General features: G+C 59.4%; 12 protein-coding genes and 2 pseudogenes. 8 read left to right on the forward strand and 6 right to left on the reverse strand.

Annotated features, from left to right (window positions below; genetic code table 11):
- The first annotated feature begins 1,100 nt into the window (after positions 1–1,100).
- The 5 genes and pseudogenes from JQ586_RS05920 (at position 1,101) to JQ586_RS05935 (ending at position 3,399) form a co-directional block, all read left to right on the forward strand.
- A complete protein-coding gene (locus JQ586_RS05920; protein WP_212393547.1) occupies positions 1,101–1,328 on the forward strand; it encodes a hypothetical protein in 228 nt (75 codons plus the stop codon).
- Between the two features lie 12 nt (positions 1,329–1,340).
- Entirely contained in the window at positions 1,341–1,589 is a 249-nt protein-coding gene (locus tag JQ586_RS05925; protein WP_212393548.1) for a hypothetical protein, read from the forward strand.
- Positions 1,508–1,756, forward strand: a pseudogene (locus JQ586_RS40370) (IS110 family transposase); the annotation flags it as partial. The gene JQ586_RS05925 and the pseudogene JQ586_RS40370, both read left to right, overlap by 82 nt.
- A gap of 389 nt (positions 1,757–2,145) precedes the next feature.
- Positions 2,146–2,967 (forward strand): phosphotransferase, encoded by an 822-nt coding sequence (locus tag JQ586_RS05930; RefSeq protein ID WP_212393549.1) that lies wholly within the window; start codon positions 2,146–2,148, stop codon positions 2,965–2,967.
- 255 nt (positions 2,968–3,222) lie between these two features.
- Complete coding sequence (locus JQ586_RS05935; RefSeq protein ID WP_212393550.1) at positions 3,223–3,399, forward strand: hypothetical protein; 177 nt, start codon at positions 3,223–3,225, stop codon at positions 3,397–3,399.
- Between the two features lie 258 nt (positions 3,400–3,657).
- Here JQ586_RS05935 and JQ586_RS05940 read toward each other — a convergent pair whose 3' ends face one another.
- The gene (locus JQ586_RS05940) at positions 3,658–3,930 is read right to left on the reverse strand and encodes a hypothetical protein (protein ID WP_212393551.1); all 273 of its coding nucleotides are present in this window, start codon (positions 3,928–3,930) and stop codon (positions 3,658–3,660) included.
- A gap of 2,037 nt (positions 3,931–5,967) precedes the next feature.
- On the opposite strand from JQ586_RS05940, the gene JQ586_RS05945 reads away from it, so the two are divergent.
- The gene (locus JQ586_RS05945; RefSeq protein WP_212393552.1) at positions 5,968–6,168 is read left to right on the forward strand and encodes a hypothetical protein; all 201 of its coding nucleotides are present in this window, start codon (positions 5,968–5,970) and stop codon (positions 6,166–6,168) included.
- A 679-nt stretch (positions 6,169–6,847) separates the two neighbouring features.
- A complete protein-coding gene (locus JQ586_RS05950; RefSeq protein ID WP_212393553.1) occupies positions 6,848–8,068 on the forward strand; it encodes an MFS transporter in 1,221 nt (406 codons plus the stop codon).
- 348 nt (positions 8,069–8,416) lie between these two features.
- Here JQ586_RS05950 and JQ586_RS05955 read toward each other — a convergent pair whose 3' ends face one another.
- Positions 8,417–8,722 carry a hypothetical protein gene (locus JQ586_RS05955; RefSeq protein ID WP_212393554.1) on the reverse strand — a complete coding sequence of 102 codons (306 nt, stop codon included), beginning with the start codon at positions 8,720–8,722 and terminating at the stop codon, positions 8,417–8,419.
- A gap of 399 nt (positions 8,723–9,121) precedes the next feature.
- Here JQ586_RS05955 and JQ586_RS40375 point away from each other — a divergent pair.
- A pseudogene (locus tag JQ586_RS40375) lies at positions 9,122–9,246 on the forward strand (DNA ligase); the annotation flags it as partial.
- A gap of 10 nt (positions 9,247–9,256) precedes the next feature.
- Here JQ586_RS40375 and JQ586_RS05960 read toward each other — a convergent pair.
- From JQ586_RS05960 to JQ586_RS05975, 4 genes are all read right to left on the reverse strand, one after another.
- The gene (locus tag JQ586_RS05960; RefSeq protein ID WP_212393555.1) at positions 9,257–10,252 is read right to left on the reverse strand and encodes a L,D-transpeptidase family protein; all 996 of its coding nucleotides are present in this window, start codon (positions 10,250–10,252) and stop codon (positions 9,257–9,259) included.
- Between the two features lie 12 nt (positions 10,253–10,264).
- The gene (locus tag JQ586_RS05965) at positions 10,265–11,323 is read right to left on the reverse strand and encodes a glycosyltransferase family 4 protein (RefSeq protein WP_212393556.1); all 1,059 of its coding nucleotides are present in this window, start codon (positions 11,321–11,323) and stop codon (positions 10,265–10,267) included.
- Positions 11,324–12,570: 1,247 nt separating this feature from the next.
- The gene (locus JQ586_RS05970; protein WP_212393557.1) at positions 12,571–12,768 is read right to left on the reverse strand and encodes a hypothetical protein; all 198 of its coding nucleotides are present in this window, start codon (positions 12,766–12,768) and stop codon (positions 12,571–12,573) included.
- Positions 12,769–14,247: 1,479 nt separating this feature from the next.
- Positions 14,248–15,257 (reverse strand): DUF2252 family protein (locus tag JQ586_RS05975; protein ID WP_212393558.1); only part of this gene is annotated, 1,010 nt, incomplete at its 5' end.

Genomic DNA, 15,257 nt, shown 5'->3' on the forward strand with positions numbered 1-15,257 from the left:
CGCTGGGAGACGAGTCTTAAGTCTTGATCCGCTGCTATTGTCCGTGGCCCGTGCATGTGCGGCACGTTCACCGGATTGCCCCACAACGTCCAAGCAATAGCGCCAGTGGCAAGTATTCCGCCGCAGATAGCCAAAAGGTCCCGGTTCATCGCGCTCCCTCCTTGTGGCCTCTTCGAAGCATAAATCAGGCCAAGCTATGCAGAGGACGTCTTTTTCGGCGCGGCGCACAGTCCTATCCTCGCGCCCCATGGGAACAGAGGCAGATTACTACATAGAGATTATCGATACGGGCGTCAGGCCGTATCCGTGGCGTTGGGAATTGAGGAGACGAAGCAAGCCAATGGGCGTGTTATTAGGATCGAGTGGCTTTCAGTCTCCGACCGCCGCTGAATATGCAGGTAAGCGAGCTCTGGAGCGCTTTTTGGAGGAAATCTCCAAAGAAGAAAGACGCAAGTCATAGGAATTGAGTTGCACCAATCTGCGGCCAGTTGCCTATCAAATCACCTTGCGGAGATTTCTCTACTGCGTTGTCATGCAGGTGGGTCCTTGGAGCGACACCGGGTCAATCTCGCCTCGCACCATCTTTCCCATCCCCCGTCGGTCCCAGACCCGGCGGGGGTATTAGTAGAAGGCAGTACCTGCGCGTGTTTGGTGTTCTGGCACCCCGGCCGCTGTGAACATCGTCCTGTTTTGGCATGACAGGGTCATGCGGGTGAACTCCTTGAATTGGATCACGATCGCGGCTTACGCCTCACCGTGTTAACCGCGCTGATCCTGGTTATCGTTGAGCAAATCGAATTACGTTCTCGGCCGCCTGGCTACGCGATGGGCCATAAGTGTTCGAGAAGGCGCGCAAGAGGTGATATTAAATCCACAACAGCTTCAATTCTGCTCTCCTTCCGACTCGATCAGAACACCCAGCTGACTCGATTCAGGATTCGGCTCTGCGTGCGCAATTTCGCGCATGATGGAGCGATCCAATGGCACGCAAACCCACACCTAAGACGCACTGCAACTATGGTCATGCGATGAGGGCGGAGAACACCAGGATCGTACAGCCTAATCGTTCTAGATACCCTTGGCGCCAATGTCGGATTTGTATGGAGCTAACGGCTGGTGAAATCTCCGACATCGAAACCAAGATGGAGGCCGGCGCCTCGATGAAAGATCTCGATCTGTCTCACGCCAAGGCGCTCGGGTTCGAGGCACATCGCGCCGAAAATCCCGAATGGTCGCTTGGCCTGCGGCTGTTTGATCGTGTGGGACGCCGCCTACTTCTGACGGGCCAAAGGCGAGCAACTGCTGACAAGTTGCCGGGTTCTCCTTAATTCGCCACCGCCGTGACAGAGCAGGCCGAACTACTTCGTCATGGAAAAACCGGTGTTCTCAAGATCGCCGGTTCGCCGCAGCATATCGAAAGCGTACTGACAAAGTTCTTGCATCGCTACGCGGAGCGTTATCCGCAGGTCCAGGTCAAGATCAGCGAACTCTTGGCAGCTTGCGATCCCTCGACTCCGATCGGTCGCAGGCCCGACGTGGCGACCGCCATTTGCGAGGGCTTCTGTACGAAGCGGCAGCGGTCATTCTGACGCGCAGCTCAACCAGCAGCACTCTGCGCACGTGGGGGTCTGCGGCTCCGGGAGAGGATCGGCTTCAAAGAGCCGCCGTAGCTGTAGCGCGCAAACTGGCGGTAATAATGCATACGATGCTTAAGACCGGCGAGCTATTTAATCCTAATGCTGGAGTCGCCGCATAGATCCAGATAGCGTTCAGAATCCGAACGCCAAAGGAGTCCCTGCCGGGACGTGAGCCGAGCCATTCCGCTGATGCTGTTGCACTGCTGACTCTGCAAAGTGCAGCGTCCACATTGAAGGCTCGTCCCGCGAAGCTCTATCATGCGGCGGCTAATGTCGACCGCGAAGACAACCATGCACCCGGCAGCGCCTCCTTTACGAAATTATATGCTTGACGCCCGGGCAGCGATTAGACACAGCATCAGAACCGGACCTATCTCAACTGAGCCCGCGATTCTGGCAAACGATGCGGCCGGGGACAAGCCACGATCTTGGCTGTCAGCCAAGATCGCGGCGGGGTTCTCTTTTGTCCGCCGTCGGTGTTTGGTCGCAAGTGGCGGGAGGACGGGCGATGCGGGGATCTCTCGGGGAGATGATCAACCAGGGCGGCACGGCGGACATCCACGCATGGGCGCCAGGTCAGGTCGTAAAGCTGTTCAAGGAAGGCTTCTCACCGCAGCTCGTCCGACAAGAGGCGCGGATAACCCGGGCGGTCTTCGCCGCCGGCGCGCCGGCGCCGGAGGTGTTCGGCGAGGTGACGCTCGATGGACGCTTCGGCATCGTGCTCGGCCGCCTCGACGGACCGACACTGCTGCAGGTCACGCGCAGTGGCGCCGTGACGTTCGCCGGGGCGGGCGCGATCATTGCGTCCCTCGTCCTGTCCGTTCACAGGATGTCGCCACCACCGGATGTCCTGTATTTGCGCCCCTGGATGGAGAGCGCGTTCAGGCTCACGAGCGACATCGTGCCGAAGCACATCGCCTCCGGCACCCTCGCGCTGGTCGACCGTCTGCAGCACCCAGAGGACGGGCTGTGCCATGGCGACATACACCCTCAGAACGTGATCATGACGTCGGATGGTCCGCGTCTGATCGACTGGACCTTTTCAATCCGCGCTCCTGCGGCCTTCGATCATGGGCACTTTCACATCAATCTGACCGAACTTGCCCTCGACGTTGCCGACAATCCGCAGCGGCCGCTTGCGGTCCATGCGGCCGCGCAATCCGAATACGCGCGGCTGTCCGGCGTTCCGGAAGCAGCGGTGAAGCAAGCGATGGAGACCTGGTTGCCGATCGCGATCGTTCGCTACTTCCTGCTGATGGGCGGGCCGACAAGCGAGCGATGGCGGCGGATGATGCAGAGCGCCGAAGCGGCCCTGCGCCCGCAGGACTGAATCCTTCATTACACGTGGCCGTCGATGCGGCTGCTCAGTGTCGGCTTCGAGGGTCAGAGACAGACATCAGGCGATGCAGCCCGATGATCTAGAGCAAAACCTACCTGTAGCGTTCTGCGAGGACCGGCTGCTTGATCAATAAGCTCAGTGCGTCGTCGTTTCTCGCTCGCTCCTCGACTTCTGCCAGGCCTTTTCCCTGGAGGCCCGCAAGTCCAAGCTGGCAAAGCTGCTCGAGCGCCGCCCAAGGGAATCTTCGTGGCGCCCTATGAGCGTGGCGAGATCGGCCCCGACCTCTTCCACGCGTGCCAGATGAACCTCGAGGGTCTCGTGTTAAAGCACCTCGGGCGCCAGTATCGGCCCAAGACCTGCGACTGGGTGAAGGTGAAGAACCGATACCACCCAGCATTCAAGCGCGTGGTGGATCAGTTCTAATGGCCGGCTTCCTGCTCACCGGCGAGGTCATGACCTACGAGAAGGCGCTCGAGGCCGCCATCAAGGCCGCAGAGAAGAACAAGAGCGTCCGCATCATCGTCGAGCCGTGACTGCGCGAAAATGCCCACCCAAGGGAGCCAATCACCCCCTGGGTGGGCAGTGCGCCCGCCAATCTTGGCATCCGGCGGGCTAGGCTTCTCACCACAAGACAAGCCTAGCCGCCATAACGAATGTTAAGATTTTGCTTTCGAGGTTTGGTTAGCGGTCCGCCCTCTCGACAACCATGATGCCGAGCTGAACGACGCCGATGCTCGCAAGAAGGATCACGATCCCGATTGGGAAGTCTCCTACGATGTTTGCAAGCTTGTTGACGCCGATCCACTCACTCTGCAGGTCGCCGCCGCCCCAGAGGGCGTTGATTCCAAGCGGCTCCCAGGCGCCATCCTTGGATAAAACAATAAGGCCGACCGCCCCTCCCAGAAATCCGGTCAGCACCGTCAACCAGCCGATCGCTTTCATCGCCTCAGCCATTCGGTCTTATACAGGGCGAAGCACCCCTCCGCAGACGAAAATGCCCACCCAGGGAAGAGGCTCGACCTGGGTGGGCATTCGCCTGCTTGAGGATCCGCCAATCGTCCCGCAGGCCAGGCTTCTCACCACGGTTCTAGGCGAGCCGCCATAAAGAATGTGAATCGGAACCTCCAAGGATCCGAACGCCGGCAGTTCGGTGGATTTTCCGACCAGTGAGAAGGTAACTATGATACGCGCCATTGACCTCGATCGATTGTATTTCCATCTCTCGCTGGTCTAGGTGGCGATAGTCGCCGCCGGGCTCGCCTTTGTGATTTTCTGCTGAGGCCCGCGGCGAGCGAGGAACCTCGCGCCCACGTTAGGGTTTGAGAGTTGCACGCGATTGGTCTACGTGCAGTCCCGCCGCCCGCTCACCATGGCCCCCTTCCGCAGGACAGTTCGACGACTAAAACCGCAGAGCGGCGGGCGCGTGGTCACCCATCTTGTTGCCCAACAGCCCAAGGAACGATCAGCCGCGCGGGGAGTCGACCTCGTGCTCTCGGTCCGGCCCCCCCAGCCTCGCCGAGAGCGAGCCCAACCGGCTGCCCCCCAGCCTCGCCGAGAGCGAGCCCAACCGGCTCGCGATCCTCGGCGCGCGCAGTCCCCAAACTTCGGCGCCGGGGGTCGTTCAGCGCACATCGATGACGCTCTAGGACCGGGGTGTGCCCGCGCGGACGCCCGTGCCCTATCCCGCCAAGTGTACTAGGCGAAACCTGCCGGTGGGTGCCTTCCTGGCCCCCGAAGCCCGACACCCACGGCGGCCTCAGCACCTAGCGCGTCTCCCGGGTTGCTGGAGACGCTTTCGTCAGCCCATCCACCACACACCAACCACGAAGATCGTGAAGGCGGCTAAGATAGCGATCACGATCAACAGCAATCGAAAATAGAGTTGATAGAACTGGTCACGGTCCATGAAACGGTTGTATGCGGCGCCGCTTGCGCAGGCCTTAGTGGGATTAGCTTAACCCGGTGTCCATCAAACCGGCGGCAGCTCATACATTCTCAATGGGGACAAGCGCGGGGCCCACGAGAGGTTGATGATTCTCCCCGGCTCCTCCGGAGTACCGAAGTCATACGGGCCACAAGATGATCAAGCCTACGCCGACAACCACCGCGACAAGGGACACTCCCAAGCATACGATAAGAGCGAACTCTGCGTTGTCGAACTCCACCATCCAGCAAGGCTAGGACCGGGCCAGAAGCGCAGCATTCAAATATGTTAGTTTGAAAGGACGGATGTCCTTCGTGGCGGCTAGACCACCAGATACCCGCGCCTCGTACGCGCAGATGTCTATTTCCGTTCGACGAATATCTGGTGACAGTCCTCAGGACCAAGTCTCACCGGACTGTGCGGGGATAATCGGGCAAGTCCCGCTTGCTGCACCAGATCGAGCGTGTGGGTCACATGGTGACTCATGTAGATGCGTCCGGGATCGCGGACGCCGTAGCAGCACTGGCGCTCAACCTTGGAGGAGTAGGGTTTCAGAAGACTTGCAGCTATTTGTTCAAAGACAAGCTAATGCGGGTTACGATGGCGTCCCATTGGCGGTCTTCTTGGGCTGGATAATTGATCAACACACAGTTCATGAAACCTTTTGCTCGGTTGCACCGATTGTACCAGGTCCGACCATCCCGAATGCTGGAGACAGCAAAGAACCCGGAAGTGACTCTTTTGTATTGTATGTGAGCCGGCGGCTGCATCTTCTTAAGGAAAATTGCGGGCGAGTCATCTTCGGGATTAGGCATGGACTTGATCGTCAAATCCGCTCGATGATCCCGAGTGACCAACGTACGGCCCTTTATGTCGTCGGTTGGACCTACGTCCTCGGTGAAGATCGAGACTGGAACATCAACGCTGAGTCCGGTTTCCGCAATGCTTAAAGTCCGCCATTGAGTGTCGGCAGCCGAAGTACTTGCGGATACAATTCCGCAAAAAGGTATCACAGTCAAAATCATGAGCGCGGAAGAAACCAATCTGACCATAGAGGCTCTCCCATTTTGCTCCAGGACAGTGCGATCGAACAGGCCAACGTCTCCGCTGAATTCCTAGTTCCCAAAGAAGCCAGCCGCCGGCCGAAAATCGGCGCCGAACGCCATCACGCCGGCTCGCTCCTGCGCACGAACCTCTTCCTGTTGGCGGCCAAGCTTGAGGCGGTCCTTTTTCAGGCGATTCGCTTCGCGTCTCGCCTTTCTTTCTGAATAGTGTCCACGATGGTCACGGCCCGAGGGTTCCGACAGCCGTGCATTTTCGATAGTCTGCGCGCGCGGTCCGGTCGCCGCTTGCCCCTGCCTGCGCGGCTTCTGCCGGAAAGGTCTGCGCATCGGCCGATTGCTCTGAATTCGCGGAAGGCTTCGTTGCTGGAGTGGCGGGGGTAACTGCGGGAACGGGTTCCGCTGAACCAGGCAGAAAAACCCTGGCAGGCTGCGATTGATCGCGGGCAACTGCTTTGTTCCGGGAAACAGGCTCCGTTGCCGTTCTGGCTAACATTAACCCTCCGGCGAAGCCGGCGCTTAGAAGCAGAATCGTTGTTCCCATACCCGCGAAAAATACTCGTGCGCTCGACATGGATTCTCTCAAAACTGACCAGACCCAGCGTGCGTGCTTAGGTTCAAAGGTTTACGGAGGGTCGCACTGCGCGCTCTCAGGTTCTTACGATCTGGTAAACATCTGAGAGATCTTGCGAGTTCCTACGGAGGGGTGCATAGCGATTTCCTCACGACCTGTCATAAGTTACAAAGTCAATTCTCGCGGGGTCGAGTTCAAAGTACTTGTTTCCGGATGCCCGATCAGCCCGCAGCACGCGTCGGGAGCGCGTGCATTGGTCCACAGTTCACACGCGCTGCCGTGTCAGCAGCATAAATCGAGGTGCTTAGCTCATTGCGCATCTCAGGGATAATCGCCTTTATTCTTCTCTACGTCGCCTTGTACCGAGCCTTCGGCGTCGCGTCTCCCTTCTGGCCCAAGTTTTTTGAAATCAAAAATTTAGTACCCCAGCAGATCAGCCTAATTCTGGCTACGGCTATGCTTGCGCGCCTTGTCTCTGGACCGTTAGTCGGATTTCTGGCTGATCTACTCGGATCATTGCGCCTCGCGCTCGCCTGTTGCGCTGTATTCTCCGCTGCAGCAGCCTTTGCATTCGGCTGGGCCGACAAATTTTGGCTCCTCCTAGTGGTCGCCTTACTTCAGGCTGCCGCTCTCGCTCCCACGACCTCAATTGCTGACGCGCTATCAGTCAATGTGGTGAGTGCTCGGAGGGCGGAAAGGCTCGAGTACGGCTGGTTGCGGGGATCGGCCTCGGCGGCTTTCGTAATAGGAACATTGACCGTGGGGCAGCTCATAACTTCAGCCGATCTGTCCCCTGTTGTCTGGATGAGTGCCAGCCTTCCGCTCGCGGCAGCGGCTGCGACAGCATTGTTGCCCGGTGAAGTTAGTCAAGCGGAATTGCGGGAGAGCGCGCGGTCCTTTCCTCAGGCAGAAATGAAGGCACTGCTCGGCATGCGGCGATTTCAGGTGATCGTTTTGGTATCAGCTTTGGTCTTTGGCAGTCATGCAATGCACGATGCATTTGCCGTGATCCGGTGGAGCGACGCTGGCGTAAGCACTTCCGCGATCAGCTTCCTGTGGTCCGAAGCCGTCATTGCAGAAGTGTTCGTCTTTCTGATCGCCGGTCCGGCATTGATTGAGCGATTTGGCGTGCGGGCCGCGGCGATGCTGGCGGCCTTCGCGGGCGTCGTTCGTTGGACCGTGGCCGGCGTGACAACCTCGGTATTGCTGCTCGCTTTGATACAGCCCTTGCAAGGGTTGACCTTCGCTTTGCTTCATCTCGCTTGCATGCGACTGATGCGGATCGTCGCCCCAACGCGCGTCGCCGCTTCGGCGCAAGCTCTTCACGCGTTTGGTTCAGGCTTGGTGAGTGCTTTAGTGACGTTCTTCTCCGGCACACTTTATGATTTCTATGCCGGGGCCGCGTTCTTTCCCATGGCAGCTCTCTGCACCGTAGCACTCCCATCGCCTGGTTTGGCTTCACCGACGGAACGGATCGAGCATCCGCCGCCGCCTGATTGCAGTTATTCCTATTTCATCAGGGCCACCCCATGAGGCGCGTTCTCCGGTGGCCTTTCAACGTCTATTGCTGCGATCCCTCTTGCTGGCTGGAAGGTTCGGTGTTTCGGCTGGGCGGTGCAGTCGCTTGCGCTCGCAGACCGCCATCGGAGGAGCAGAAGTGAGAGGCTCTTCAAATATGTCGCAAGGTTTTACATTGTCCCGATGTTTTTCAGCACGAACATCATGGAGCCGTAGCCATATTTCTCGGGTAGTTGGTCGGAAGTAGACGTCGAGGCGGACTAGGCATCTTATTATCGATTGCAGCCGCGAAGACATACGGGCTCCATTTCGGCAGCGGATTCTGAAACCGGTTCGGCTCCATAAGGAGCTCAAGCGTCGCCGTCATGCATCCCAACGTCTGTGGCCCGGCACGAAAGATCCATTCGCGCCATGAGCAAGAAGCCCCGCCATTATGACAGGCCCGACGAAAAGCCCCATGAGGCCGAACGCCGCCGGTCCACCGAAAATGCCGACGAACGCGAGCAGAAAGGAAAGCCGCGCGGAGCCGCCGGCGAGCATCACGACGCAGCCCCAGAGGAATACGCACGTACCCGCGATGCCGCTCCCGGCTCCGGAGATCGTGACGATCGTGGCGACGGTGAAGGCCAGCCACGCGCCGAACGGGATCATCGCGATCGGCGTCATCAAGATCAGCACCACGCAAATCGTGAAGACGAACGCGGCCGCCGCCGAAGGGCCCCCATGATACGCGTGGCGAATGCGACGTATAGCGGCCACAGCGCGACCGCCAGAATGGTGCCCCAGATAAGCGAGGGCAGGAAGCTTGCGGCTGTCCACAATCCCAGGGCAACTAGCATGAGCGCAAGAACGATCCTGGCGTTCATGCGCGCGCCCGCTCCCAACGGAAGCGGCTTCTGCTTGCCAGCGGCCACTGCGGGGGAGCCCCTCGGCTGGAGTTTTGTCGGCGTGGTGCCTCTCGTGCCTGTCATGCGGGATGCGGTTCCAATAGCTGTCGCTATCGCTCCGTCGCGGATACTGGGTCAGCACGCCAGACGCGCTCGCGGTTGCTCCGAGGTCGCGCGCCGAATGACTTGCTCATCGACGCTGCCGGAGCGCCTGCAGCCGATGCTTGCGACGCTCGCCGACGCGCCCTTCAACGATCCGAGTGGGGTGTTCGAGGAGACGGACTTCGTATGGTGTCGGAGATCCGCGGGTGCATCATCAACGCGGCGCATCGACAAAGGCAACCGGCGTTCCTTTCGTCACGCTGTCGGCGACGCGCTCGGCATCCCAATTCGTGAGCCGAACGCAACCGTGGGACTCTGCTTTCGACACTTTGCCGGGCGCCGGCGTGCCGTGAATCCCATATCCTTCGGCGGACAAGTTGATCCAGATCGTGCCGACCGGATTGTTCGGTCCGGGCTTGATCGTGAACGGTTTGTCGGCACGGACGCCCTTGAAGTGGTAGTCCGGATTGTATCGATAGGTCGGATTGTGGCTGACCTCGGTCACCTTCAGCGTCCCGTTCGGAGACGGCTTCTCTTGGCTTCCGACAGTTGCAGGGTAGAATCCGATCAGCGCATTCGATCTGTTGAACAGCTTGACGGTCTGCCGGCTCTTGTCGACCTCGATCCTGTCCGCCTTGACCGGTGGATTCGTCCGGCCGCCGGTCTCCACGACGACGATGCGGTCACCCGCCCGGTCGAACCGCTGGTTAGGATTGAGATCGGCCAGCAGCTGCTCGCTCATGTGAAACTTTTCCGCGAGACCCTCGCGAGGCGTCGTGTAGCCCAGCTTCGGAATATCCTTCATGTCCTCCATCCGGGAGGGAAGCTTGGACAGGAAGGGACCCGCCACGTCCTTCTCGGTGATGGTATAGTTTGCCATCACGCTTCGGTCGTCGGCCCGCAGCGCCTTCCAGACATCGTCGGTCGGTAGGTCGGAGCTCGGCAACTGCTGCGCCTCGGCATATGCCCGCAAAGCCTTCTTCGCATTCTCTCCGAACTTGCCGTCGATTTCGCCCGGGGAGAAACGCGCCCTGTCCAGCAGCACCTGCAGCCGCACGCCAGCCGGCGTAGGCTTTTCGCTGGAGAGGGATTTCTTCGACGGCTCGGCAGCGTCGATGTCCGAACCGTTCAAGCCGGCACCAAGGACAGGGCTCGCGACACATGCGAAGACGATGCCCACCAACAGCATTCTTGTCTTTGCGTCGCGCATGGTCCGAACCCTTCATGTTTCCGATGAACATGAGACTGTCTGCCCCGAGCTTTTCACCGAGGCCCGGTACAGACTTTCGTATTCTCTCGCCATCCGACTTGCCGAGAATCGCTCCTCGAACCGGGCGCGGACCTTCGCTCGATCGAGCCGCTTGGCTTCGCGCACCGCTTCGATGGCCTGCGCCTCGCCTTCGACGATGAAGCCTGTCACCCCGTCCTCGATCACCTCCGGCACCGAACCCGAGCGGTAGGCGATGACGGGCGTCCCGCACGCCATCGCTTCGATCATCACTAGTCCGAAGGGCTCCGGCCAGTCGATCGGGAACAGCAGGGCCGCGGCACCGCCGAGGAAGGGCTGCTTCTTCGCATCATCGACCTCTCCAATAAGCTTGACGTTCTCGCCGTCCACGTGCGGCTCGATGTGGTTCTTGAAGTAGGCAGTTTCCGCACGCGGAATTTTCGCGGCTATGCGCAGCGGCATGCGCGCAGCGCGCGCGATGCGGATGGCGTCCTCCGGCCCCTTCTCTTTCGAGAGGCGGCCAAGGAACGCCAGATAGGAACCCTCGCCGCAGGAGGGCCGCAACAAGTCCAACGGCAGACCGTGTCGGATCGTACCGAGCCAGTTCGCACCCGGAAGGGGCACGCGCTGATGGTCCGAAATCGAGACGAATCCGGCCTTCGGAAAGGCACGGATGACGTCCGGTAATCCTGGCGGATCGAGGCGCCCGTGCATGGTCGTAAGAAAAGGCACCCCAAGCCGTCCAAGTAGCGGAAGCGGCAGCCAGTCGACGTGGGAGTGAATCACGTCGAATTCCGAGGCGCGCTCCGCGATCGCTTCCAAGAGAACGGCACAAGCCGAATTGGGGTCGACGCCCTTTCGTCCGAGTCGCAAAGCGCGCGGCCACACAGCCTGGAGATTGCCGCGGATCCGGGAGTCACCACTCGCGAACAGAGTGACGTCATGACCGAGATCGACGAGTTCATCCACGAGCCAGGCCACCACCCGTTCGGTTCCTCCGTAGAGCTTCGGAGGGACGCTCTCTGCGAGCGGCGCAAGCTGGGCGATGCGCATGGTCTATCCGGCCGCCCCCAAGAGCGATCGCATGGCCAATATGACGGCCCCAGCGAGCATGTAGGCAAAGACCAGGAGCGTCCAAACCGGCCTGGCGCTCCCGGCGGCGACCTCCACCAGCAGTTCTTCCATGCGCCTCAACATTCGTCCTCCGGAAGCCTCGCGAGATACGCTAGACCGAGGCTTGTGAGCTCTCCGACGTCGCCTTCGCGCGCCTCCGGTCTCCCCTGTAGATGGCGCTCGAGAAGGCATCGGCGAGCGTCCGAAGCGTCCACCTCATGATGGTTTGCCCGATAGATTGACCACGCCGTATCCACTACCGCTCTCAGCCGGTCCTTATCGACCATGTTCGCTCCATCAAACCTTCAAAGGGAACTGCGCTGGCCCTCCGAAGTTTCTTCATGGCTCGGAGGGCGCGTCAGAACATCGCAGTTCGGCAACGCTTCGGTGCCGAGCGGACCCGCGTTGGCTTCCTTCGCGCTGAGGTGCGCCCACAGGAGCGGCGCGGCTTCTCGACGGCGTCACGGCTCTGACGCCGGCAGCGGCCATCGCTGTCAAGGCGGCGATCCGCTCACAAAGTCGTCCAGGAACCCTTGAAGCACCAGCGCGTTCAGGATGCTAAGTCAGTACCCGCGTTATCAGATGCCAGCACGCGCCAACAAGCCTTGGTCCCAAGCGGATACGAGCGGAAGCTCCTAGCTCTGCACAATGAAGCGATGCCCCTTAAATCCATCGCCAAAGCTCTCGGTCGGTCAGAAGAAGCTGTCCGGCAGCGCTTGATCGGGATTGGTTGGCGGCAAACGGTGAAACTGCTCCGACGGCGGACAACCCAAATGAGAGTGTGCTCGAGACCGCGGCGGCGTTCGCCGTCAGCCAGTCCCGCAATGGGTCGCAGTAACGACACATCACCGCTGCCGGCCTGATCGGAGGAACTCACCGCTGCAGCCGGGCGTTTCAAGATATCCAAAACCGGAGGTAGCCCGATGGAATCAATCCTGGGAATAGCCAGTCTCATCGGGACCTTCGTGGTGTTAGCAGCACTCTATTTGGGGTTCGTTCGTGGCTAGCGCTGATGGCCTCTCTCCTGGCTCGATGATTGCGTGGGAGACACACCCACGCCGGCTACCCCGATGTAAAGCTAGCCGAATAGTTTGTGCGCGAGAAGCGTAACAGATCGATGTCGGGATCAGGGCCTGCCGGCGAGATCTGGAAGCTCGGCGGGGCGTCTAGGCGTCATTCGGGATTTCTCATACCTCGCCGGGCTGCATGCGCAGCTTTGCAATATCTGCGGCGCTCAGCTCGTTCTTCATTAGGCTGGCAGTCCATCCTTCTGGGATGGCCTCCAGGACGCTGTCCACCGCCTGATCGCGGTCCGTGGCAGCCAGCCAAATTCTCCATCCGCCGTCATCTGTGGTGACGCGGACAAGATGAACCTCCGAGGCCATGCTCCCGTCATCTCTGCTAGGACGCGCCCTTTTTGTCACGGTCTTCGTCCATCTCCGCTTGCGTCTGTTTGGACTGTGTCAGAGCCACTTCACTTGAAGCTAGCACTCGGTAGCCATGCTCCATCCGCTCCAGATAATATCGGGTGAAGTCGTCCGTGGCCCTCTCCTTGGCGGAGCCGACAATGTTCGGCCATTTGCAGATAATCTTCCGCACTCATAACTGAATATGCGCTGGAAGCTGTAGGCGCTCCCAGAGTTTCTGGCCCAATCAAACTGACTCACTCTCCGGAGATCCGGAAGCCAGCGGTGCAGATTCCCCCACAGGACGAGCCTCGTAAAGCAAGCGCTACCTTGTTCCGGGTAAGTCGAGGACGAAGACGCCGAGCGCGATTCAACCCAAGGGGAACGGAATGTCCTTATGCGAGAAGCCAAAGCCCGGGTAGAGGCCGCTGTGAGGAAAAATGACCCTGGTACGCATGCCTTGAGCGGCGGGGCCGGATCAGGACTATCTCGTTAAAACCGTCGCGGCACGCACCGGCTTAAGCCAGGCTGACGCGGAAAAGCGCGTCAATGACGTCTTGCCGCAGGCGAAAGCAGATCTCGATAAGGCGCGTAAGGCCGCGATGCATTGGCTGACACTGTCCCTCTTCATGGGCGCCTTCGCTGCGGCAGCGGCGGCATGGGAGGGCGGCGGCGTGAGAGACGGAACGTGGGGCAAGGCCGCCGCTATTCGTGAAGCCACGGTTCGGACCAGTTAAGCAAACTCTAGAAACGGAGAAAACAAATGCCTATTCTTCTTTGGCTACTCGGAATTCCGATCCCCTTGATCATCCTGATCATGCTGCTCCATCACTAACGGAAGCGCGACCGGTCTCCTGGACCCCACACTCTGTTCACTTTGGTACACAGCACTGTTCAAGTCCCTACGCTTCATGGATGTTTCGCTTGCACAATGGACGGCGCTGACACCGCCGGAGCTCGTCGAAGCGCACCTCAATATCAATCGCAAAGTCCTTGGCGACCTGAGCAAAGACAAACAGCCCGTGGTCTAGACGCCCGCCACCGGACATCATCATGGGGCTGCGCGACGTCGAAAAGGACCGTGACCCCAGCGAAGACATCAACCAGCCCGAGTGATCCAATGCCTGGCCGGCAAACTACGCATCAGTCGCGCTCGCGCCGTCTCCGCAACCCTGACCAGCCCCGATGGCGCGAGGGCTACCGTCGTGCACTCGGGAACGTTTAAAAGTGATTGACAATAATCCGCGCTTAAAGGGCCGAATGACACGGATACCTGCAAAGCGGAGCGGCTTGACGGCAAGCGTCGCCAGCAGCGACGATGCATCACGTGGATGGTATGAATCGACATCGCGACGAAGTAGCAATGAAGAAGTCCGACGCCATCCGCGATCAAGACGGTTTGTCATCGCTAAAGTTACAAGCCAGGAATCAATTGACCGGCTCGCGATCGGGACGAATTCAGGGCGTCTTTGAAGACCCATAGTGGCGACAGTGCTCGAGATACGCCGTTTCATGTTTTGCAATAAGAGAGAGCACGCTTGCCCAGAGCCACGAAGGTGCATCGAGCGACTTGCTTCTGGCTCGGCCCAGTTCAGTTCGCCAATTCTTGCGAGTTGACGTGTCCATTTGACGCGCATGAGCACGCCCAACGACAGCCGCGAGATAACGTCCGACGTGGACCGCATCTCGCGGCTTGAGATTCTCGATGTCGAGCTTTAAATCCTGCGGCAATAGCTCTCGCACAAAAACGTCTCGGCCAAGCAGCGAGCACGCGATCATTCGTTCCCCGAGAAACGGTGACAGCTGGCTGGCCCCCTCGACAACACGTGCCGCGTTGTTGCCAGTTATTTTTGATCCTTTACACGAGGGCGCAGCAGGCTTTACCGCCTGCTTGATGTCTAGCAAACAATAGCTGTGCTCGTCTCCTGCATCGACCCCGAGCAATACAGCGCTTCGAAACAGGCCCAGTGAACTGCAACCTCTCCGCCAGTATGCCGCGTCAAGCAAGGTGACGTCGGAATTGCTTTCGCGCGATCGCAAAAGCGTCGCAAGCTGAACGACTTCGTCTGATAAAATCAACTTCTTGAGCGCGCCCTCCTCCCTTCGCGACAAATCCCAGAAGGAGTGGCCACGTGGAATATCCGGTTTAGTGTCCTCTATCGATCGTTTAGCCAGTTTCTTCCACGAGCCGGCGACAGCCTTTTTCATGGCCACTCTTATCGACGAAGGTCGATCTTTGAGCTGCGGCCTTCCAGACAGAGCCTCGCGATATCCGCCAACCATTTGCTCGATCATCTTCTCGGTCACAATGCCGGGTAGGTCCGAACCACGCGCAGTCATCGCCAGAGAAAGCGCCAACCTGATCAGGTCGTACGCGGGATTGCTAATGATCGTTTGATCGAGGTCTCGAATTTCGATCTCGACATCTCCATCGGCATTCGCAAGCGGGCCAAGATTGCCGGTATGGC

It is taken from the genome of Bradyrhizobium jicamae, assembly GCF_018130215.1.
Classification (GTDB): domain Bacteria; phylum Pseudomonadota; class Alphaproteobacteria; order Rhizobiales; family Xanthobacteraceae; genus Bradyrhizobium; species Bradyrhizobium jicamae_A.